Here is a 21147-nt window from a genome sequence, read left to right as displayed (position 1 = left end):
GTTTGACGGTTTACCGGCTTCGGCGTCCTGCGAGGTCAAAAAAAAACCCGCGCAGTCTGCGCGGGTTCTTGTGTTCTTTCTGATTCAGTTCAGTTCGCTGCCCACAAGTCGTCCGCGCAAGGAGATGCGAGGAGGAGGAGGCTAAGGAGGCGAATGTTGAACATGTAATCAGCACCTTGTTAATTCGGTTGAGGGGGATATTGATACTGGATTGCCGGATTGTTGTCAACGATTGTTTTTTATCTTGCCTGACTGTGCTGTTGCTTGCGCTGTCTTTTGTTTTATTTTTGTTCTATTTTTGTTATGTTTACGTTTCTCATCATGTTAACAGTATCCGTTAGATTGATGAGACCAAAATCTCAGAGCAATGTCGATTTCTTATCTTCTATTTCTTACTTCTTATTTAGGAGCAAAAATGAACAAGTGGTTAATTGGTCTGATGGCCGCAGGCGCGCTGACCTTTGGTGCGGCCGTTAACGCCAGCGACGTCGAGGCGCCGATGAAGAGCCTCGCTAAGAACTATCGCGCCGTGTTGAATGCCGATTCTGCGGAGGCCTTCAAAGAGGGACTGGCAGCCATGAAGCAGGCCGCACAGGAAGCCAAACAGGGCACACCGACCAAGCTGGAAGGCAAAGCCTCTGATAGCGCGGAAGTCACCGACTACCATCACGGCATAGACGTTCTGATTGGCGAAATCGACGGTGCACAGGCTCTGGTCGATGAAGGCAAACTCGACGAAGCTAAAAAGGCCGCCGAGCAGTTTAAGGTTACTCGCGACGAGTATCACAAGAAGTATAAATGATGGCTGAGCGTTGGGATCGCGTCGTTCGGTTGACCCACTGGTGCGTGGCGCTGGGCTTTTTGTCAAATCGACTGTATTTGACGGAGCCCGGAAGCGTCTGGCATCAGAGCATTGGCCTGGTGATTGTCGCGCTGATTGCAGTACGCCTGATTTGGGGGGGCGACCGGGGCTCGAGGCCCGGCTCGCCTGTCTGCCATTATTCCCACTAAAGCTGCTTTGGTAGAGCACGTTCACGAAATGGCTGAACGAAAGTCGCCGAGTGCGCTGGGCCATAACCCGCTGGGCGCTATTGCTATTTGGCTGTTTTGGCTGCTGCTCCCGGTCGTCGCTTTTACCGGCTGGGCGCAGGACACTTCGCTTATCGATCGGTGGCCGGTGGAAGAGTGGCATCTCTGGTTAGTCAACGCAGTGACGGCGCTGGTTTGCCTTCATGTTTTAGCCGTTGTTGGCGTATCGCTTTGGCTGCGTAAAAACCTGATTGCTGCCATGCTGCCGGGAAGGCGATAAAGGCTCATTTTTACTGTACTGTTTTACTGTATTATCTCGGCGTCACGCTGTCGACGCCGAGAAAACCTCTTTATCAATGGATAGCGGGTGTGGTAATACGTTATCGATTGGCTATCTTTTTTCGCTCCATATAATTATTCTAATTTTCTGACTTTTCCTCTGTGCATTTTTCCTTAGTGCATATGGAAGAGAGAAAAAGAACAATAAACCAACAGTAAACGGCTTTGTGGCAAACACGGCTTACCCAGGAGGAGTTTAATGGAGACGTTATCAGGCGCCGAGATCGTCGTTCGGTCGCTTATCGATCAGGGCGTGAAGCACGTATTTGGCTATCCGGGTGGAGCAGTGCTCGATATTTACGACGCGCTGCATACGGTAGGGGGCATTGACCATGTGCTGGTGCGTCACGAGCAGGCAGCGGTTCACATGGCGGACGGCTTTGCCCGCGCGACCGGTGAAGTTGGTGTAGTGCTGGTGACGTCCGGACCGGGAGCGACGAACGCTATTACCGGTATTGCTACTGCCTATATGGACTCTGTGCCTCTGGTGGTGCTGTCGGGGCAGGTGGCTACCTCGCTGATTGGTAACGACGCCTTTCAGGAATGCGACATGGTGGGCATCTCCCGCCCGGTGGTTAAGCACAGCTTTTTGGTGAAGCATGTCGAAGATATTCCTAGCGTGCTGAAAAAAGCCTTTTACGTTGCCAGCACGGGTAGACCTGGCCCAGTCGTTGTTGACCTGCCGAAAGACATCCTTAATCCAGCAATCAAGATCCCATACTCCTATCCGGAGCAGGTATCTATGCGTTCGTATAACCCAACGACTCACGGTCACCGTGGGCAAATCAAACGGGCGTTGCAGGTGCTACTGGCGGCGAAAAAGCCGGTGGTTTATGTCGGCGGCGGTGCGATTGCCTCCGGCTGTGATGCTGAGCTGAAAGAGCTGGCAGAGATGCTGAATCTGCCCGTCACTAGCTCACTGATGGGGCTTGGCGCGTTTCCGTCAACGGATAAACGCTTTATCGGCATGTTGGGTATGCACGGCACCTACGAAGCCAACTTGACCATGCACAACTCCGATACGATTTTTGCCGTCGGCGTGCGCTTTGACGATCGCACAACTAACAATCTGGCGAAGTACTGCCCGGATGCGACAGTGCTGCATATCGATATCGACCCAACTTCTATATCTAAAACAGTTAACGCTGACGTGCCCATTGTCGGGGATGCCAAGCAGGTGCTCAGTGAAATGCTGGCGCTTTTAAAACAGCGCGATCCGGCTAAAAGCTTTGCTGACCTCAGCGGCTGGTGGCGAAATATCGACGAATGGCGAACCAAAGACTCTCTGGCCTACGACAAAAGCGGCGATCGCATTAAACCGCAGGCAGTGATTGAAACGCTGTATCGTCTTACGGAAGGCAAGGCCTATGTGGCTTCTGACGTGGGGCAGCACCAGATGTTTGCCGCTCTCTATTATCCGTTCGATAAGCCCAGACACTGGATTAACTCTGGCGGCCTCGGCACCATGGGCTTTGGCCTGCCCGCTGCACTGGGCGTGAAGCTGGCGTTGCCGAAGGAAACGGTAGTGTGTGTGACCGGTGACGGCAGCATTCAGATGAACATTCAGGAGCTGTCCACGGCATTGCAGTACGATTTGCCGGTGGTGGTACTTAATTTGAACAACAAGTTCCTGGGCATGGTGAAACAGTGGCAGGATCTGATTTACGCTGGCCGTCATTCTCACTCCTATATGGATTCACTGCCGGACTTCGTCAAACTGGCGGAAGCCTACGGTCACGTCGGTATCTCTATTTCTCGACCGGATGAGCTGGAAAGCAAACTGGCTGAGGCGCTGGCGGTGAAAAATCGCCTAGTGTTTGTTGACGTTGCCGTTGATGAAAGAGAACACGTCTACCCGATGCAGATCCGCGGTGGGGCGATGGACGAAATGTGGTTAAGCAGAACGGAGAGGAGCTAGCGATGCGCCGTATTCTATCAGTCCTGTTGGAAAACGAGTCCGGTGCGCTGTCTCGCGTGATTGGCCTGTTTTCTCAGCGTGGTTACAACATTGAAAGCCTGACAGTAGCGCCGACCGACGATCCGACACTGTCCCGTATGACCATTCAGACCAAGGGCGATGCCAAGGTGCTTGAGCAGATTGAAAAACAGCTGCACAAGCTGGTAGACGTACTGCGGGTGACTGAGCTTATCGACAGCGAGTGCGTTGAGCGCGAGATTATGCTGGTGAAAATCAGAGCGTCAGGAGAGGGGCGAGAAGAGGTTAAGCGCTGTGCTGATATCTTCCGTGGGCAGATCGTTGACGTCACCTCATCGCTTTATACTGTCCAACTGGTGGGCAACAGCGGCAAGCTGGACGCGTTTCTCGCCGCCATGCGCGACGCGGGTGAGCTGGTGGAGGTTGCGCGCTCAGGGCTCGTTGGCGTAGGGCGCGGTGAGAGGATTATGCGCTGAGCATAAACGCTGCTTCAGGATCAGAACGCCGCAGTGACGCGGCGTTTTTTATCCGTTTATGTAGGCACGGCAGGGTTATGAACCTTTATTCACTACGCTTTTTAATCCATTCAGGCTGAATGGATTAAGCTTCTATCTCATTGACCGGAATCAGATTAAATCTTCATATTGTCGGGATATCTGTATTAATATGAGGGGTGTGTAACCCTCTATGGGGTTTAAATAAATACTTAAGGGGCTAATGTGAAACTGGATGAAATTGCGCGTCTTGCGGGCGTATCGCGCACCACGGCCAGCTACGTCATAAACGGTAAGGCGAAGCAGTATCGGGTGAGCGATAAAACGGTCGAGAAGGTCATGGCGGTAGTCCGGGAACATAATTATCAACCCAACGCCGTTGCGGCGGGTCTGAGAGCCGGTCGTACCCGCTCTATCGGGCTGGTTATCCCTGACTTGGAAAACACCAGCTATACCCGAATTGCTAACTATCTTGAGCGTCAGGCACGCCAGCGCGGCTATCAGCTGCTGATCGCCTGTTCAGAAGACCAGCCGGACAACGAAATGCGCTGCGTAGAGCATCTGCTCCAGCGCAAAGTGGACGCACTGATTGTCTCCACTGCGCTGCCTCCTGAGCATCCGTTCTATCAGCGCTGGGTTAACAGCAATTTCCCTATCATTGCTCTTGACCGCGCGCTGGATCGCGAGCACTTCATCAGCGTCGTCGGTGCTGACTACGAAGACGCCGAAATGCTGGCAGGGGAGTTGCGTCAGTTTAAGGCCGACTCGGTAGTGTATCTTGGCGCGCTGCCGGAGCTGTCTGTCAGCCAACTGCGTGAGCAGGGTTTCCGTCAGGCGTGGAAAGAAGACAAGCGCCCGGTTAACTATCTGTACGCTAACAGCTATGAGCGCGAGTCCGCCGCTGAGGCGTTTGGGCACTGGCTACAGTCCAATCCCCTTCCGCAGGCGATTTACACCACCTCTTTCTCCCTGCTTCAGGGCGTGATGGACGTGATTCTGCAAAAGCAGGGGCATTTGCCAACCGATTTGGCGATTGCTACGTTCGGCGATAACGAGCTGCTGGATTTTCTTGAGTGTCCGGTTCTGTCCGTCGCTCAGCGTCACCGGGAAGTCGCAGAGCGAGTGCTGGAACTGGTTCTGGCCAGCATTGATGAACCTCAGCGGCCGAAGCCGGGGCTAACGCGAATTCGCCGTAACCTTTGTCGCCGTGGTTGCCTAAGCCGCGCCTGACAGCATCGGCCTCTTTTCCTTCCTTATATGTCGGGCCCCGTAGCGGGCTCGACACGCTTTCTCTGACAGCGGCTCCGATCGTTACGTTATGTTACTTTTAAGGACTAAGGTAAATATCACCCGACGAGTAAAATAGCGCCGCGTTTTCCTTTCTTTCTCCTCATGGTTCATTTCCTGAATGAGCGAGTCTGGCGACAGAAGTTTTTTTTCAAATTGGCATATTTTTTCCCGTTAGCTTAATGCGCTTCGCATTATGTTAACCAACGCGTTCATAAAAAAGAAATGTTGTTATTATTCATGTTATTAATTTACCTGCTTTCGTTATTGCCCATCGATCACCCCAGTGAAAAAGCCGCGAAAAGCGCCGCGTGCGCGGAAAAGAGGCTTCACTGCGTCTTGACAAGCTTTTAATACCCTCCTTAAACTCTATCTTAGTGGGAATTTGTGGGGTAAAGTGGTAAATCTTGTCACGAAGGAGTGACCCGCCCATGTTTCGTGGAGCAACAACGGTAAATCTCGACAGTAAAGGCCGGCTAGCCGTGCCGACGCGCTATCGAGATTCCTTACAGGATGAATGTGGAGGGCAATTGGTATGCACCATTGACCTCCACCAGCCGTGTCTGTTGCTTTACCCCCTGTTCGAATGGGAAAAAATAGAAGAAAAGCTGGCGAAGCTGTCCAGCATGAATCCAGTAGAGCGTCGCGTTCAGCGCCTGCTGCTGGGGCACGCAAGCGAGTGCCAAATGGATAATGCAGGTCGTCTACTGATCGCCCCTACGCTTCGCAGTCACGCCTCTCTAACGAAGGAAGTGATGCTCGTTGGTCAGTTCAATAAGTTTGAACTGTGGAACGAAGAGGCATGGTATCAACAGGTTAAGGAAGACATTGAGGCGGCACAGCTCGCTGAACACCCTCTTTCTGAACGGTTACAGGATTTGTCACTATAGCTATGTCGACAGAATTTCAGCACACCACTGTGCTGCTGGACGAAGCGGTTAACGCGCTGAACGTTCAGCAAAACGGCATCTACATTGACGGTACTTTTGGCCGTGGGGGGCATTCGCGTCTGATTCTCTCTCAGCTAGGGGAAAGCGGTCGCCTTATCGCTATTGACCGTGACCCGCAGGCTATTGCGGCAGCGGCTGCCATCAACGATCCCCGTTTCTCTATTATTCACGGACCTTTTTCTGACCTAGCCGCCTATGTTAGCGAGCTGGGGCTAAGCGGCAGTATCGACGGTATTTTGCTGGATTTGGGGGTTTCTTCACCGCAGCTGGATGACGCAGAGCGCGGGTTCTCTTTTATGCGCGACGGTCCGCTGGACATGCGAATGGATCCTACCCGTGGGATTTCTGCCTCAGACTGGCTGTTAAAGGCGGAAGAAGAAGACATCGCCTGGGTGCTGAAAACCTTTGGTGAAGAGCGTTTCGCTAAGCGTATCGCCCGCGCCATTGTAGAGCGTAACCGGGAACAGCCGCTGACGAGAACGAAAGAGCTGGCAGACGTTATTGCCGCCGCGACGCCGATTAAAGATCGCCACAAGCATCCGGCAACTCGCAGCTTTCAGGCGATCCGTATCTATATCAACAGTGAGCTGGAAGAAATTGAACGCGCGCTGGACGGCGCACTAACCGCGCTGTCCGAAGGCGGGCGTCTGTCAGTGATTAGCTTTCACTCTTTGGAAGACCGCATTGTTAAACGCTTTATTCGTCAGCACAGTCAGGGGCCGAAGGTGCCTGCCGGTATTCCGCTGACGGAAGCGCAGCTGAGAGAGCACGGCGGTAGAAAGCTCAAATCGCTGGCAAAATGATGCCTTCAGAGCAGGAAATCGGCACTAACGCTCGCGCCAGAAGCTCGGTGCTGCGCATTGCCGAGAGGACGGAACAGTGATCCCGAATGAGCGCCACAGCCTCGCGGCGATCATCAAAGACGACCTGCTGCTGCACGCTAAACTGCCAATGCTGTTGACCGTACTGGTACTGGTTTCTGCCGTAGCGGTGGTGCTGTCGAGCCACCGGACGCGCCTGCTGACCGCCGAACGGGAACAGCTGATCCTAGAGCGCGAAGCGTTGGAAATTGAGTGGCGTAACCTGATTCTGGAAGAGAACGCCCTAGCCGACCACAGCCGCATCGAGCGGTTGGCGAGCGAGAAGCTATATATGCAGCACGTCACACCGGATCAAGAACAGATAGTTATTCAGAAATAGAAATTGCGCACGGAGCGCGAAATAAAAAATTAATGGAATAAATACAACCTTGGCTAAAAATACGATGAAAGCAGCGCGAACCAATAAAATTAAGGTCAAACGACCCGAGAATGAAGCCGGCTTTGTAAGCTGGCGTTTTGGTTTGCTGTGTCTGTTTATCGTACTGGCGATGGCGGGTTTAATGGCTCGCGCTGCCTGGCTTCAGGTTATTGAGCCGGACAAGCTGGTAAAAGAGGGCGATATGCGCTCTTTGCGCGTGCAGGAAGTGCCTACCGCGCGCGGTATGATTGCCGATCGCCTTGGGCGCCCTCTGGCCGTCAGCGTGCCGGTTAATGCCATTTGGGCCGACCCTAAAGAACTTAACGAGCGCGGAGGTATTTCCTCTGATATGCGCTGGAAGGCGCTGGCTGACGTAGCCGGTATGCCGTTAGAAAAACTCGCTGAACGCATCAACGCCAATCCTAAAGGGCGTTTTGTTTATGTTACTCGTCAAGTCAGCTCTGAAACGGCAGACTACGTCCGCAAGCTCAAGCTGCCGGGCATTTACCTTAAGCGCGAGTCCCGCCGCTTTTATCCCGCTGGTTCTGTAACCGCCCACGTGGTTGGCTTTACCAACATTGACGACCAGGGCATTGAAGGCATCGAAAAAAGCTTTGAAGACAAGCTGGTCGGAAAGTCCGGCGAGCGCACGGTGCGTAAAGACCGCTACGGCCGCGTCATTGAGGACATCTCTTCTGTCGACAGTCAGGCAGCCCACAACCTGACGCTAAGCATTGACGAGCGCCTACAGGCGCTGGTTTACCGCGAGTTGAGTAACGCCGTAACGGCTAACAAGGCGGAGTCAGGCAGTGCGGTGCTGGTGGATGTGAACACGGGTGAAATTTTGGCGATGGTCAACAGCCCCTCCTATAACCCGAATAACCGGGTGGGCACTCCCGCCGACTTTTTCCGCAACCGCGCCATTAGCGATATCTTTGAACCGGGCTCTACCGTCAAGCCGCTAGTGGTGCTGACGGCGCTTGACCGGGGCATCATTAAAGAAAATAGCGTTTTGAATACGCGTCCTTACCGGGTAAACGGCCATGAAATTAAAGACGTGGCGCTTTATCCGGAGCTGACCGTGACGGGTATTCTGCAAAAATCCAGTAACGTCGGGGTTTCTCACCTGGCGCTGGATATGCCGCCTGACGCACTGGTAGATACCTACACGCGCTTTGGGTTGGTTCAGCCTACCAATTTGGGGGTTGGAGAAAGCAGTGGCTTATTTATAAGAAAAAAACGGTGGTCTGACATAGAGAGGGCCACCTTCTCATTTGGCTATGGGCTAATGGTAACGCCGTTACAGTTAGCGCGTGCCTACGCAACGCTCGGCAGCGGCGGAATTTATCGTCCACTGTCGATCACCAAAATCGATCCGCCGGTACAGGGAACGCGCGTTTTCCCGGAAAATACAGTGCGTACTGTGGTGCATATGATGGAATCCGTAGCCCTGCCGGGTGGCGGTGGTACCAAGGCGGCAGTGAAAGGCTATCGTATTGCTATTAAAACAGGTACAGCCAAAAAGGTTGGGCCTAACGGTGGCTACGTCAATAAATACATTGCCTATACCGCAGGCGTAGCGCCAGCGAGCAATCCTCGCTACGCGCTGGTCGTCGTTATTAACGATCCTTCTGCCGGGCAGTACTACGGCGGCGCGGTTTCCGCTCCGGTGTTTGGCGCCATTATGGGCGGCGTGCTGAGAACGATGAACGTTAAGCCAGACGCCCTGACGGAAGAAGAGAAGAGCCAACTCGTAATCAATCAGAAAGGAGCTACCGGTGGAGAGTCTTAGCCTAAAAGATCTGCTTGCTCCGTGGCGTATTGACGTCCCAGAGTGCCGCCTGAAAGAGATGACGCTGGACAGCCGTCAGGCTGCGGCAGGGGATCTGTTTTTGGCAGTAAAAGGGCATCAGGCTGACGGTCGTCGCTATATTGCTCAGGCTATCGCACAGGGCGCTTCTGCGGTTATCGCTGAAGCTGAAGGCGAAGCGGAACACGGCAGCGTGACTATCTCTCACGGTGTTCCCGTGGTGTATATCCAGGGGTTGAATCAGAAACTGTCAGAGATTGCTGGGCGCTTTTACAGCGAGCCATCGGCCCGTATGCGGCTGGTAGGCGTGACCGGTACGAACGGTAAAACAACTACGACTCAACTTCTGGCGCAGTGGAGCCAGCTGTTGGGCGAGCGCAGTGCGGTGATGGGTACAGTAGGCAACGGCCTGCTGGGACAGGTTATTCCAAGTGAAAATACCACCGGCTCCGCCGTTGACGTACAGCGCGAGCTGAACGAACTGGCGAAGGCGGGCGCAACCTTTACCGCGATGGAAGTCTCTTCTCACGGTCTGGTGCAGGCTCGGGTTGCCGCGCTGAAGTTTGCCGCTGCCGCCTTTACTAACCTGAGCCGTGACCATCTGGACTACCACGGAAGTATGGAAGAGTACGAAGCGGCCAAGTGGCGGCTGTTTAACGAGCATCAAGTGGGGCAGGCAGTCATCAACGTCGATGATTCCGTTGGCCTGCGACACATAGCGGATATGCCGGACGCAGTAGCGGTCACCATGGAGGACAACCTTCCCGCAGACTGGCGCGGCCGCTGGCTGAAGGCCTCACAGGTTAGCTATCACGATAACGGCGCCACGGTATCCTTTGATTCAAGCTGGGGTGCCGGGGTGCTGGAAAGCCGCCTAATGGGCGCATTCAACGTCAGCAACCTGCTGGTGGCCTTTGGCGTCATGTTGGTGCTGGGGTATGAGATTTCTGAGCTGGTCGAGACAACTGCCCAGCTTGAGCCGGTATGCGGTCGGATGGAAGTTTTTAGTGCACCGGGTCGTCCAACGGTGGTGGTTGACTATGCCCACACGCCGGACGCGCTGGAAAAAGCTTTAGAGGCCGCTCGCCTGCACTGTAAAGGTGAGCTTTGGTGTGTATTTGGCTGTGGCGGCGATCGAGATCGGGGCAAACGTCCGTTAATGGGCGGCGTTGCCGAACGGCTGGCGGATCGCGTTGTTGTAACCGACGATAACCCGCGCAGCGAAGAGCCAAAAGATATCGTGGCGGACATTTTAACCGGTTTTATTGATGCAGGTCGTGCTCGGGCCATTTCTGGGCGGGCTGAAGCTGTGGCTAGCGCTATAATGCAGGCCGGAAAGGATGATGTGGTGCTTATTGCCGGTAAAGGCCATGAGGACTACCAAATTATTGGCACTCGCAAGCTGGACTATTCGGATAGAGAAACTGTCGCCAGCCTGCTTGGCATGGCGAAAGGGGTATTAGCATGATCCCGGCAACGCTAGTTCAGCTGGCGGCCGCCGTTGACGGCAGGCTGATCGCCGGAACGCAGGATATCATCGGGCGTCAGTTTACGTCGGTCGTTACTGATACGCGCAAAGTTGAAGAAGGCAGCCTGTTTATTGCACTGAAGGGCGAGCGCTTTGACGCGCACGACTTTGCTGCCGAGGCGATAAAGAAAGGTGCGGCGGCGCTGGTGGTAGACCACCACCTGCCTCTTGATATCGCGCAAATTGAAGTGAAAGACACCCGCATCGCGCTGGGGCTTCTAGGAGCCTGGGTGAGGCAGCAGGTGCCAGCCAGAGTAGTAGCGCTGACCGGCTCCTCTGGGAAAACCAGCGTCAAAGAGATGACGGCGGCGATTCTACAGCAGTGTGGCGAGGTGCTTTATACCGCCGGAAACCTGAATAACGACATCGGCGCGCCGCTGACGCTGCTGCGTCTGACCAAGTCTCATCGCTTTGCAGTGATTGAGTTGGGCGCTAATCACGCGGGTGAAATTGCCTATACGGTGAATTTGGCTCAGCCGGAAACCGCTCTGGTCAATAACCTGGCAGCGGCTCACCTAGAGGGCTTTGGCTCACTGGCGGGCGTCGCGAAGGCGAAGGGCGAAATTTTTGGCGGTCTGCCTGTTGACGGTGTCGCGATTGTTAACGCTGACAGCAACGATCTGGACGGCTGGCGCGATGCGCTGGCGAATAAGCGAGTCTGGTTATTTTCCGGGCAGCAAACCGAAGGCGTCGACTTTTATGCGACCCGAGTAACGGCAACCCCGCTGGGCTCACAGTTTTTAATGCATACGCCGCTGGGTGAGATAGACGTTACGCTGCCTCTGCCGGGGCCTCACAACGTGGCGAACGCACTGGCTGCTGCTGCACTGGCGCTGTCTGTAGGGGCAACGCTGGAATCAGTGAAAGCCGGATTAGCAACCCTTGGCGCCGTTCCCGGCAGGCTGTTTCCCCTTTCATTAGGTGAGGGAAAGCTGCTGTTAGACGACAGCTATAACGCTAACGTTGGGTCTATGACTGCCGCTGCGCAAACGCTGGCGACTATGCCTGGCTACCGCGTCATGGTCGTGGGCGATATGGGTGAATTGGGTGATGACGCAGCTGAGTGTCATCGTCAGGTTGGTGAGGCGGCTCGCCTTGCCGGTGTGGATAAAGTGCTGAGCGTTGGCACACTTAGCGAAACGATAAGTGCAGCCAGCGGGCGTGGTGAACATCTTCAGGATAAAGAAGCGGTTGCCCAGCGTTTAAAGCAGCTGCTGTCTGAGCACGCAGTGATAACGATATTAGTTAAGGGGTCACGCAGCTCTGCGATGGAGCAGGTTGTGCACCGAGTACAGGAGATAGTTCAATGTTAGTATGGCTGGCCGATCTATTGGCCTCTCTTTATTCCGGCTTTAACGTCTTTTCCTATTTGACGTTTCGCGCCGTCGTCAGCCTGCTGACTGCGCTGTTCATTTCTTTATGGATGGGGCCACGACTGATTGCCTATTTGCAGAAGCTTCAGATTGGTCAAGTCGTGCGAAACGACGGTCCAGAATCTCACTTCAGCAAGCGCGGCACGCCGACAATGGGCGGCATTATGATTCTTGCGTCGATTACCGTATCGGTTCTGCTGTGGGCCAATCTGGGTAACCCTTATATCTGGTGTGCGCTGTTTGTGCTGCTGGGCTACGGCGCTATCGGATTTGTTGATGACTACCGTAAGGTTGTGCGCAAAGACACCAAAGGGCTGATTGCCCGCTGGAAGTACTTCTGGCAGTCAGTCATTGCGCTGGCTGTATCATTTGCTATGTATGCCGCAGGTAAAGATACTGCCGCCACACAGCTGGTGGTGCCATTTTTCAAAGACGTCATGCCTCAGCTGGGGGCGTTTTATATTCTGCTGTCCTACTTTGTTATCGTCGGTACCAGTAACGCGGTCAACCTGACGGACGGCCTAGACGGGCTGGCGATTATGCCGACGGTGTTTGTTGCTGCGGGCCTTGGTTTAGTAGCGTGGGCAACCGGTAACGTCAACTTTGCCGCCTACCTGCACATCCCTTACATCCGCCACGCGGGCGAGCTTGTTATTTTCTGTACCGCTATTATCGGTGCTGGTTTGGGCTTCCTGTGGTTTAACACCTATCCGGCGCAGGTCTTTATGGGTGACGTCGGCTCTTTGGCTCTCGGCGGCGCGCTGGGTATTTTAGCGGTGCTGCTGCGTCAGGAGTTCCTGCTGGTCATTATGGGCGGCGTGTTCGTCGTGGAAACGCTGTCAGTGATTCTACAGGTTGGCTCATTCAAATTGCGCGGGCAGCGCATTTTCCGTATGGCGCCGATCCACCACCACTATGAGCTTAAGGGCTGGCCGGAGCCGCGCGTTATCGTGCGCTTTTGGATCATCTCCCTAATGCTGGTGTTAATTGGCTTAGCCACACTTAAGGTACGTTAACTATGGCAATCGACTATCAGGATAAACAGGTTGTTATCATCGGACTAGGCCTCACAGGCTTATCCTGTGTCGATTACTTTACGTCGCGCGGCGTGACGCCTCGCGTCATGGATACCCGCGCAGCACCGCCGGGAATGGACAAGCTTCCTGAAGGCGTTGAGTGTCACGCAGGCAGCCTGAACCGTGACTGGATCCTAGAGGCAGATCTGCTGGTGGTTAGCCCGGGTATCGCGCTGGCGACGCCCGTACTCAAAGAGGCTGCGGCAGCCGGTATCGAAATTGTTGGCGACATTGAGCTATTTTGTCGCGAAGCGCAGGCGCCAATCGTCGCGATTACCGGATCCAACGGTAAAAGCACCGTTACCACTCTGGTAGGGGACATGGCGAAGGCGGCAGGTTGGCAGGTTGGCGTAGGCGGCAACCTTGGTCAGGTGGCGCTTTCTCTACTGAATGACGAATGCCAGCTGTACGTGCTGGAGCTGTCCAGTTTCCAGTTGGAAACCACCTCAAACCTGAATGCGGCGGCAGCAACGATTCTTAACGTCACTGAAGACCACATGGATCGCTATCCGCTGGGAATGAGCCAGTACCGTGAAGCCAAGCTGCGCATTTATAACGATGCAAAGGTTTGTGTGGTTAACGCAGACGACGCGCTTACCATGCCGCTGCACGGCGCCGATGAACGCTGCGTCAGCTTTGGCGTGGATATCGGTGATTACCACCTTAGTCGTCAACAGGGTGAAACCTGGCTGCGGGTTCGCGGTGAAAAGGTGTTGAACACCGCAGAAATGAAGGTTGTTGGTCAGCATAACTACCTAAATGCGCTGGCGGCACTGGCGCTGGCTGACGCTGTTGGCCTGCCGAGAGCATCCAGCCTGCAGGCGCTTACCGAATTTCGCGGTCTGGAGCATCGCTTCCAGCTGATATGGGATAACGGCGGCGTGCGCTGGATTAACGACTCTAAAGCAACCAACGTCGGCAGTACGGAAGCGGCGCTTAACGGCATTCAGGTTGAGGGCGTGCTGCACCTGCTGTTAGGCGGTGACGGTAAGTCGGCCGATTTCTCTTCTTTGCGTTCCCACCTGATGGGGGATCGTGTGCGTATTTACTGTTTCGGCAGAGACCGTGAGGCGCTGTTTAACCTGCGCCCGGAAATTGCCGAAATGACGGAAACTATGGCAGAAGCAATGGCGAAGATCGCCAGTCGCGTGAAGCCTGGGGACACGGTGCTGCTATCGCCTGCTTGCGCCAGTCTGGATCAGTTCAAAAATTACGAGCTGAGAGGGCACGAGTTTGCCCGTCTGGCTCAGGAGTTAGGCTAAATGAGCCTGTTGAGTTTTAACCAGCCTTTGGCTCGCTTTACTCAGTGGGTCAACGGCAGTCGCCAGAACAGCGCAGCAGACTGCGACGTGATGTACGATCGCACTTTGCTGTGGTTCACGTTTGGTCTGGCGATTGTTGGTTTTATTATGGTGACGTCGGCATCGATGCCCATTGCTCAGCGCTATACAGATGACCCGTTCTTCTTTGCTAAGCGTGATGCGGTCTATATCGGCTTAGCCTTTATCGTTGCGCTGGTGGCCATTCGCATCCCGCTGTCGCTGTGGCAGAAATACAGTCCGGTCATCCTGATGATCGCGATTCTGATGCTGCTCGTGGTTCTGGTTGTAGGCAGTTCGGTTAAAGGAGCATCCCGCTGGATTGACTTAGGTCTGCTGAGGATCCAGCCTGCGGAGCTGTCAAAGCTGGCGCTGTTTTTCTATCTGGCCAGCTATTTAGTTCGTAAGGTTGACGAAGTTCGCAACAATTTTTGGGGCTTCTGTAAGCCGATGGGCGTGATGGTGGTGCTGGCCGTGCTTCTTCTGGCGCAGCCTGACCTAGGGACGGTTATCGTGCTGTTTGTGACCACTCTAGGCGTTCTGTTTTTAGCCGGTGCCAAGCTGTGGCAGTTCTTGGCGATTATCGGCTCCGGCGTGTTTGCAGTGGTGCTGCTGATTATTGCTGAGCCTTATCGTCTACGCCGGGTAACGTCGTTCTGGGATCCGTGGGCAGACCCTTTTGGTGCCGGTTATCAGCTGACTCAGTCTTTGATGGCGTTTGGCCGAGGCGAGCTCTGGGGGCAGGGGCTAGGCAACTCGGTTCAGAAGCTGGAATACCTGCCAGAAGCCCACACCGACTTCATTTTTGCCATTATTGGTGAAGAATTGGGCTATTTGGGTGTGGTTTTAGTGCTCTTAATGGTATTCTTCGTCGCTTTTAGAGCGATGCAGATTGGGCGCCGCGCGCTAGAAGCCAATCAGCGGTTCGCCGGATTTTTAGCCTGTGAAATCGGCCTGTGGTTTAGCTTCCAATCTTTGGTTAACGTGGGCGCTTCGGCGGGAATTCTGCCAACCAAGGGGCTGACCCTGCCGCTTATCAGCTACGGTGGTTCGAGCCTGTTGGTGATGTCAGTGGCGCTGGTGCTGCTGCTGCGAATAGATTATGAAACGCGTTTGGTTAATTGCCAGGCGCACGTAAGGGGTTCTCGATGAAGCAGAAGCGTTTAATGGTTATGGCGGGTGGCACTGGCGGGCACGTATTCCCCGGTCTGGCTGTCGCGCACGACCTGATGGCGCAGGGCTGGGAGGTTCGCTGGTTGGGTACAGCGGACAGAATGGAAGCAGATCTGGTGCCTAAACACGGAATCGAGATTGACTTCATTACTATCTCCGGCCTTCGCGGTAAGGGTATTGTTGCGCAGCTGCTCGCGCCGTTTCGCATCTTCCGCGCGGTTCGTCAGGCAAAGGCCATTATGCGCAACTACCAGCCTGATGTGGTGCTCGGCATGGGAGGCTATGTGTCTGGCCCCGGTGGGCTGGCTGCGTGGCGCTGCGGCATTCCTGTGGTGCTCCATGAACAGAACGGCATTGCGGGCTTAACTAACCGCTGGCTGGCTAAAATTGCTACTCGTGTCCTACAGGCGTTTCCCGGCGCGTTTCCGAATGCGGACGTCGTGGGTAACCCGGTACGCACTGACGTGCTGGCTTTACCAGCACCGGAGGTTCGCCTGTCTGAACGCAGCGGGCCTATTCGCGTACTCGTCGTGGGCGGCAGCCAGGGCGCTCGCGTGTTGAACCAAACGGTTCCTCAGGCCGCTGAGCGGCTGGGTGACAAAATCGCCATTTGGCATCAGGTAGGAAAAGGCTCGCAGGAAAGCGTTCAGAAAGACTACGAGCAGCGTGGGATGACCCACCATAAAATTACTGAATTTATTGACGACATGGCGTCTGCCTATGAATGGGCTGACGTTGTCGTTTGTCGTTCCGGTGCTCTAACCGTTAGCGAGATTGCGGCGGCGGGGCTCCCGGCCATTTTTGTGCCCTTTATGCATAAAGATCGCCAGCAGTACTGGAACGCGCTGCCGCTGGAAAAAGCCGGAGCGGCGAAGATTATTGAACAGCCACAGTTTAACGTCGATACGCTCACCGTTGCGCTGGAGGAGCTTAACCGCTCTGGCCTTTTAGCGATGGCGATGCAGGCGAAAACAATAGCGATTCCCGATGCCACTCAGCGAGTGGCCGACGTGGTTAAAAGCGTCGCTAAATAAATGAGATTTTTGCGGGCGATCCCCGCGGGTTAACGAGAGTAAAAAGAATACAGTGAACGAGTGTGTAGACAGACAGCGACTAGCAAAGCTTCGCACCATGGTGCCTGAAATGCGCCGGGTTCGGCATATCCATTTTGTCGGCATCGGCGGCGCGGGTATGGGGGGCATTGCTGAGGTGCTGGCCAACGAAGGGTATCACATCAGCGGTTCCGATCTGGCGCCGAACGCGGTCACGCAGCAGCTGAGCGAGCTAGGGGCTGAAATTCATTTCAACCATCGCCCGGAAAACGTGCTGGGTGCCAGCGTCGTTGTGGTTTCTACGGCGATCCCGGCAGACAACGTTGAAGTGGTTGCCGCTCGGGAAGCGCGCATTCCGGTTATCCGCCGTGCAGAAATGCTGGCAGAGATCATGCGCTTTCGTCACGGTATCGCTATTGCCGGTACACACGGTAAGACGACCACTACGGCGATGGTTACGGGCATCTATGCACAGGCCGGTCTGGATCCGACCTTCGTTAACGGCGGTCTGGTAAAAGCCGCAGGCACTCACGCCGCGCTGGGCTGCAGCCGCTACCTGATTGCTGAAGCTGATGAAAGCGACGCTTCGTTCCTGCACTTGCAGCCGATGGTTGCGATTGTCACGAACATTGAAGCCGACCACATGGATACCTATCAGGGCGACTTCGAAAATCTGAAGCAGACGTTTATTACGTTTTTACACAACCTGCCGTTCTACGGTCGTGCAGTCATGTGTATTGACGATCCGGTCGTGCGCGAATTAATACCTCAGGTTGGGCGTCAGGTCATTACCTACGGCTTTAGCGAAGATGCGGACGTCAGGGTAAAAGACTACGAGCAGGTTCGCTCTCAAGGGTTCTTCACTCTTTGCCGTCAGGATCGCAGCGATCTGAAGGTTATGCTTAATGCCCCTGGCCGCCACAACGCGCTGAACGCCGCGGCGGCTGTTGCGACAGCGACGGAAGAGGGGATCGAAGACGAGGCGATCATCAGGGCGCTGGCTAACTTCCAGGGAACCGGTCGGCGGTTTGACTTCTTGGGCAGCTTCGAGAGGGAAGACGGCGACATCATGCTGGTTGATGACTACGGCCATCACCCTAGCGAAGTGGACGTGACTATCAAAGCCGCCAGAGCCGGTTGGAAAGAGCGCCGTCTGGTGATGGTGTTCCAGCCTCACCGCTATACTCGCACCCGCGACCTGTATGACGATTTTGCTAACGTACTGTCTCAGGTTGACGTGCTGTTTATGCTTGACGTTTATTCCGCAGGCGAGCCGCCGATCCCCGGCGCGGACAGCCGCTCTCTGTGTCGCACTATTCGCGGCCGCGGCAAGCTGGATCCTATTTTAGTGACCAACGCGGACGAACTGCCGCAGATGCTGTCGCAGGTTGTGCGCGGCGGCGATCTGGTGCTGATGCAGGGCGCTGGAAACATTGGGCGCGTGGCGCGCCGATTAGCAGATTTAAAGTTACAGTCAATAAATACAAACGAGGAAAATCATGGCTGAGAAAGTCGCTGTGCTCTTTGGCGGAACGTCCGCAGAGCGTGAAGTATCACTAAATTCAGGCGCAGCGGTGCTTGCCGGGCTGAAAGAGGCGGGTGTTGACGCCCATCCTATCGATCCGAAAACCTATCCGGTTGCTCAGCTGAAAGCGGATGGATTCGACAAAGTATTTATTGCGCTGCACGGTCGCGGCGGTGAAGACGGCACGCTGCAGGGCGTACTGGAGTTTCTTGGTCTACCCTATACCGGCAGCGGCGTAATGGCTTCAGCGCTAACGATGGACAAGTGGCGTACTAAGCTGCTGTGGCAGGGCGCTGATTTACCGATTTCGCCTTACGTGGCGCTAAAGAGTGAAGATCTGGCGAAGGTTGACGCGCAGGCGATCGTTGCCCGCCTGGGCCTGCCGCTGATCGTCAAGCCGAGCTGTGAAGGTTCTAGCGTTGGTATGAGTAAAGTTAACGCCGTCGAAGAGCTGGTACCGGCTCTTGAAAGCGCCTTCCAGCACGATACCAGCGTGCTGGTAGAAAAGTGGCTAAGCGGTCCTGAATTTACAGTTGCCATCTTGGGCGATGAGGTTCTGCCGTCTATCCGCATTCAGCCTGCTGGCGTATTTTATGACTATCAGGCGAAATACCTGTCCGATGAGACACAGTATTTTTGCCCAAGCGGCTTAGACGCTGACAAAGAGCAGGCCCTGAGGGATTTAGCGATGTCTGCTTACCGTGCCGTTGGCTGTCGGGGCTGGGGTCGTGTTGACGTGATGTTGGACAGCGACGGTCAGTTTTATCTGTTGGAAGTGAATACTGCACCGGGGATGACTAACCACAGTCTGGTGCCGATGGCTGCGCGTGAGAGCGGCCTGAGTTTTTCCCAACTGGTTGTAAAGATCCTGGCGTTGGCTGACTGATATGTCTCAGGCGGCACGAAACGTCCGGGAGGAGCAGGAAAAAAGGCGCTCCGGGCGTAGCAATGGAACGCAGCTAGTCGGCATCGTTTTTCTGCTGATGGTAATTGCGACCATGGCGTGGGGATGCTGGGCTGTTGTGCAGTGGATGAGCGATCCGCAGCGGCTTCCGCTGTCTCGTCTGGTTGTGACTGGGGAGCGGGCAATTACGACGGATGATGATATCCGTCAGGCCGTGCTCTCATCCGGTTCGCCGGGTACTTTTATGTCACAGGATGTCGACGTTTTGCAGCAGCAGATACTGCACCTTAAGTGGATTAAGCAGGCCAGCGTGCGCAAGCAGTGGCCTGACGAACTAAAGATACACATCGTTGAGTACGTTCCCTATGCTCGCTGGAACGATCTTCAACTAATGGATAAAGACGGTAACGTATTCAGCGTGCCGGCAGAGCGGGTCAGCGATCGTTCGCTACCGATGCTGTACGGGCCGGAAGGCGGCGAGAAAGAGGTGCTGGAAGGCTATAACAGCATGAGCAGCGCGCTGGCGGAAGCCAAGTTTACGTTAAAAACGGTGTCAATGAGCGAGCGTCGCTCGTGGCAGCTGGTGTTGGACAACGATGTCCGCATTGAACTGGGCAGAGAAAACCGTACTCAACGGCTTACGCGGTTTATCGCACTCTACCCAATGCTGCTCAAGCAGGCGCCAGAGGATAAGCGCATTGCCTCTTTGGACATGCGTTACGACACCGGGGCAGCAGTAGGCTGGGCGCCCGCATTTATTGATGGTCAGAATATTTTATCTGACTGGACACAACAACAGAGTCAGGCAGAACGACAATGATCAAATCGACAGACAGAAAACTGGTGGTAGGACTGGAAATCGGCACGGCGAAGGTCGCCGCGCTGGTTGGTGAGGTGCTGCCTGACGGTATGGTCAACATTATCGGCGTCGGCAGTTGCCCGTCGAGAGGTATGGACAAGGGCGGCGTAAACGACCTTGAGTCAGTGGTGAAGTCAGTGCAGCGTGCTATCGATCAGGCTGAGCTGATGGCGGACTGCCAAATTGCGTCTGTCTATCTGGCGCTGTCCGGCAAACATATTAGCTGCCAGAACGAAATCGGCATGGTGCCTATCTCTGAAGAAGAGGTGACGCAGGAAGACGTCGAGAGCGTGGTGCATACCGCGAAATCCGTCCGCGTGCGCGACGAGCACCGCATTCTGCACGTGATCCCGCAGGAATACGCCATCGACTATCAGGAAGGCATCAAAAACCCTGTCGGCCTTTCAGGCGTGCGCATGCAGGCTAAAGTGCACTTGATTACTTGCCATAACGATATGGCGAAAAATATTGTCAAAGCCGTAGAGCGTTGCGGTTTAAAAGTTGACCAACTGATATTTGCCGGCCTTGCCGCAAGCTATGCTGTGTTAACGGAAGATGAACGCGAGCTGGGCGTATGTGTGATCGATATCGGCGGCGGCACGATGGATATTGCCATCTATACCGGCGGCGCGCTGCGACACACCAAGGTCATCCCTTACGCTGGCAACGTTGTCACTAGCGACATTGCTTACGCCTTTGGTACCCCGCCGACTGATGCGGAAGCCATTAAAGTGCGTCACGGCTGCGCGATGGGATCGCTAGTGAGCAAAGATGAAACGGTAGAAGTGCCCAGCGTGGGCGGGCGTCCTCCCCGCAGCCTGCAGCGTCAAACGCTGGCAGACGTGGTCGAGCCGCGCTATACCGAACTGCTGAATCTGGTTAACGATGAGATCCTGCAGGTTCAGGAACAGCTTCGCCAGCAGGGCGTAAAACATCATTTAGCCGCGGGTATTGTACTTACCGGCGGAGCCGCTCAGATTGACGGTCTGGCGGAGTGTGCTCAACGAGTGTTCCATACGCAGGTGCGTATCGGGCAGCCGCTGAACATCACGGGACTAACGGATTATGCGCAAGAGCCTTACTACTCAACGGCGGTAGGTCTACTGCACTACGGTAAAGAGTCTCACCTTCGGGGAGAGTCTGATGTAGAAAAAAGAACATCGGTGCGTAGTTGGGCGCAGCGTATTAGCGGCTGGTTGCGTAAAGAATTTTAATTTAGTGGTGCAATTGACGTGTTTTAGGCGATAATTCACC

19 protein-coding genes and 1 pseudogene are annotated in these 21147 nt (G+C 54.8%); all 20 read left to right on the top strand.

Translation table 11 applies throughout. The annotated features are described in order from the left end of the window. The first annotated feature begins 415 nt into the window (after window positions 1-415). The 20 genes and pseudogenes from cybC (at window position 416) to ftsA (ending at window position 21107) form a co-directional block, all read left to right on the top strand. On the top strand, window positions 416-802 hold the full coding sequence (cybC, locus tag DQM29_RS12765) for a cytochrome b562 (protein WP_111741048.1): 387 nt from the start codon (window positions 416-418) through the stop codon (window positions 800-802). Continuing rightward, window positions 799-1011, top strand: coding sequence for a cytochrome b/b6 domain-containing protein (locus tag DQM29_RS18450; RefSeq protein WP_232054917.1), 213 nt, complete (start codon window positions 799-801; stop codon window positions 1009-1011). The genes cybC and DQM29_RS18450 overlap by 4 nt, the downstream gene beginning before the upstream one ends. A gap of 28 nt (window positions 1012-1039) precedes the next feature. Next, the gene (locus DQM29_RS18445) at window positions 1040-1309 is read left to right on the top strand and encodes a cytochrome b/b6 domain-containing protein (protein WP_232054916.1); all 270 of its coding nucleotides are present in this window, start codon (window positions 1040-1042) and stop codon (window positions 1307-1309) included. Between the two features lie 258 nt (window positions 1310-1567). Then, the gene (gene ilvI / locus DQM29_RS12755; protein ID WP_111741047.1) at window positions 1568-3286 is read left to right on the top strand and encodes an acetolactate synthase 3 large subunit; all 1719 of its coding nucleotides are present in this window, start codon (window positions 1568-1570) and stop codon (window positions 3284-3286) included. Between the two features lie 2 nt (window positions 3287-3288). Beyond that, window positions 3289-3780: an acetolactate synthase small subunit gene (ilvN, locus tag DQM29_RS12750; protein WP_111741046.1), complete on the top strand. Its 492-nt coding sequence runs from the start codon at window positions 3289-3291 to the stop codon at window positions 3778-3780. 243 nt (window positions 3781-4023) lie between these two features. Continuing rightward, window positions 4024-5028: a catabolite repressor/activator gene (cra, locus tag DQM29_RS12745; protein ID WP_111741045.1), complete on the top strand. Its 1005-nt coding sequence runs from the start codon at window positions 4024-4026 to the stop codon at window positions 5026-5028. 488 nt (window positions 5029-5516) lie between these two features. Then, on the top strand, window positions 5517-5975 hold the full coding sequence (gene mraZ / locus DQM29_RS12740; protein ID WP_111741044.1) for a division/cell wall cluster transcriptional repressor MraZ: 459 nt from the start codon (window positions 5517-5519) through the stop codon (window positions 5973-5975). Window positions 5976-5977: 2 nt separating this feature from the next. Further along, window positions 5978-6918 (top strand): annotated as a pseudogene (gene rsmH / locus DQM29_RS12735) (16S rRNA (cytosine(1402)-N(4))-methyltransferase RsmH). Further along, window positions 6915-7235, top strand: a complete 321-nt coding sequence (gene ftsL, locus DQM29_RS12730; protein ID WP_111741043.1) for a cell division protein FtsL — start codon at window positions 6915-6917, stop codon at window positions 7233-7235. Before rsmH ends, ftsL begins: the two are co-directional and overlap by 4 nt. A gap of 64 nt (window positions 7236-7299) precedes the next feature. Continuing rightward, entirely contained in the window at window positions 7300-9066 is a 1767-nt protein-coding gene (gene ftsI / locus DQM29_RS12725; RefSeq protein ID WP_111741042.1) for a peptidoglycan glycosyltransferase FtsI, read from the top strand. Then, window positions 9053-10552 (top strand): UDP-N-acetylmuramoyl-L-alanyl-D-glutamate--2,6-diaminopimelate ligase, encoded by a 1500-nt coding sequence (gene murE / locus DQM29_RS12720; RefSeq protein WP_111741041.1) that lies wholly within the window; start codon window positions 9053-9055, stop codon window positions 10550-10552. Before ftsI ends, murE begins: the two co-directional genes overlap by 14 nt. Next, window positions 10549-11925: a UDP-N-acetylmuramoyl-tripeptide--D-alanyl-D-alanine ligase gene (gene murF / locus DQM29_RS12715; protein WP_111741040.1), complete on the top strand. Its 1377-nt coding sequence runs from the start codon at window positions 10549-10551 to the stop codon at window positions 11923-11925. The genes murE and murF overlap by 4 nt, the downstream gene beginning before the upstream one ends. Then, window positions 11919-13001 carry a phospho-N-acetylmuramoyl-pentapeptide-transferase gene (gene mraY, locus DQM29_RS12710; RefSeq protein ID WP_111741039.1) on the top strand — a complete coding sequence of 361 codons (1083 nt, stop codon included), beginning with the start codon at window positions 11919-11921 and terminating at the stop codon, window positions 12999-13001. Before murF ends, mraY begins: the two co-directional genes overlap by 7 nt. A 2-nt stretch (window positions 13002-13003) precedes the next feature. Further along, window positions 13004-14323: a UDP-N-acetylmuramoyl-L-alanine--D-glutamate ligase gene (gene murD, locus DQM29_RS12705; RefSeq protein WP_111741038.1), complete on the top strand. Its 1320-nt coding sequence runs from the start codon at window positions 13004-13006 to the stop codon at window positions 14321-14323. After that, the gene (gene ftsW, locus DQM29_RS12700) at window positions 14324-15532 is read left to right on the top strand and encodes a cell division protein FtsW (protein WP_111741037.1); all 1209 of its coding nucleotides are present in this window, start codon (window positions 14324-14326) and stop codon (window positions 15530-15532) included. After that, complete coding sequence (gene murG, locus DQM29_RS12695) at window positions 15529-16587, top strand: undecaprenyldiphospho-muramoylpentapeptide beta-N-acetylglucosaminyltransferase (RefSeq protein ID WP_111741036.1); 1059 nt, start codon at window positions 15529-15531, stop codon at window positions 16585-16587. Before ftsW ends, murG begins: the two co-directional genes overlap by 4 nt. A 97-nt stretch (window positions 16588-16684) precedes the next feature. Beyond that, window positions 16685-18112, top strand: a complete 1428-nt coding sequence (gene murC / locus DQM29_RS12690) for a UDP-N-acetylmuramate--L-alanine ligase (protein WP_232054961.1) — start codon at window positions 16685-16687, stop codon at window positions 18110-18112. Then, entirely contained in the window at window positions 18105-19016 is a 912-nt protein-coding gene (locus DQM29_RS12685; RefSeq protein WP_111741034.1) for a D-alanine--D-alanine ligase, read from the top strand. Before murC ends, DQM29_RS12685 begins: the two co-directional genes overlap by 8 nt. Before the next feature lies 1 nt (window position 19017). After that, window positions 19018-19854, top strand: a complete 837-nt coding sequence (gene ftsQ / locus DQM29_RS12680) for a cell division protein FtsQ (RefSeq protein WP_111741033.1) — start codon at window positions 19018-19020, stop codon at window positions 19852-19854. Continuing rightward, complete coding sequence (gene ftsA / locus DQM29_RS12675) at window positions 19851-21107, top strand: cell division protein FtsA (RefSeq protein WP_111741032.1); 1257 nt, start codon at window positions 19851-19853, stop codon at window positions 21105-21107. The genes ftsQ and ftsA overlap by 4 nt, the downstream gene beginning before the upstream one ends. The last annotated feature ends 40 nt before the right edge of the window (window positions 21108-21147 follow it).

The organism is Leminorella richardii (genome assembly GCF_900478135.1).
Classification (GTDB): domain Bacteria; phylum Pseudomonadota; class Gammaproteobacteria; order Enterobacterales; family Enterobacteriaceae; genus Leminorella; species Leminorella richardii.
The sequence above is the reverse complement of the archived record's forward strand: the minus strand, read 5'-3'. Positions and strand labels throughout refer to the sequence as shown.

Bases quoted from the DNA above. Each gene is read 5' to 3' on its own strand.
- cybC (WP_111741048.1), top strand. From the start codon at position 416: ATGAACAAGTGGTTAATTGGTCTGATGGCCGCAGGCGCGCTGACCTTT.
- DQM29_RS18450 (WP_232054917.1), top strand. From the start codon at position 799: ATGATGGCTGAGCGTTGGGATCGCGTCGTTCGGTTGACCCACTGGTGC.
- DQM29_RS18445 (WP_232054916.1), top strand. From the start codon at position 1,040: ATGGCTGAACGAAAGTCGCCGAGTGCGCTGGGCCATAACCCGCTGGGC.
- ilvI (WP_111741047.1), top strand. From the start codon at position 1,568: ATGGAGACGTTATCAGGCGCCGAGATCGTCGTTCGGTCGCTTATCGAT.
- ilvN (WP_111741046.1), top strand. From the start codon at position 3,289: ATGCGCCGTATTCTATCAGTCCTGTTGGAAAACGAGTCCGGTGCGCTG.
- mraZ (WP_111741044.1), top strand. From the start codon at position 5,517: ATGTTTCGTGGAGCAACAACGGTAAATCTCGACAGTAAAGGCCGGCTA.
- ftsI (WP_111741042.1), top strand. From the start codon at position 7,300: ATGAAAGCAGCGCGAACCAATAAAATTAAGGTCAAACGACCCGAGAAT.
- murF (WP_111741040.1), top strand. From the start codon at position 10,549: ATGATCCCGGCAACGCTAGTTCAGCTGGCGGCCGCCGTTGACGGCAGG.
- mraY (WP_111741039.1), top strand. From the start codon at position 11,919: ATGTTAGTATGGCTGGCCGATCTATTGGCCTCTCTTTATTCCGGCTTT.
- murD (WP_111741038.1), top strand. From the start codon at position 13,004: ATGGCAATCGACTATCAGGATAAACAGGTTGTTATCATCGGACTAGGC.
- ftsW (WP_111741037.1), top strand. From the start codon at position 14,324: ATGAGCCTGTTGAGTTTTAACCAGCCTTTGGCTCGCTTTACTCAGTGG.
- murG (WP_111741036.1), top strand. From the start codon at position 15,529: ATGAAGCAGAAGCGTTTAATGGTTATGGCGGGTGGCACTGGCGGGCAC.
- murC (WP_232054961.1), top strand. From the start codon at position 16,685: ATGGTGCCTGAAATGCGCCGGGTTCGGCATATCCATTTTGTCGGCATC.
- DQM29_RS12685 (WP_111741034.1), top strand. From the start codon at position 18,105: ATGGCTGAGAAAGTCGCTGTGCTCTTTGGCGGAACGTCCGCAGAGCGT.
- ftsQ (WP_111741033.1), top strand. From the start codon at position 19,018: ATGTCTCAGGCGGCACGAAACGTCCGGGAGGAGCAGGAAAAAAGGCGC.
- ftsA (WP_111741032.1), top strand. From the start codon at position 19,851: ATGATCAAATCGACAGACAGAAAACTGGTGGTAGGACTGGAAATCGGC.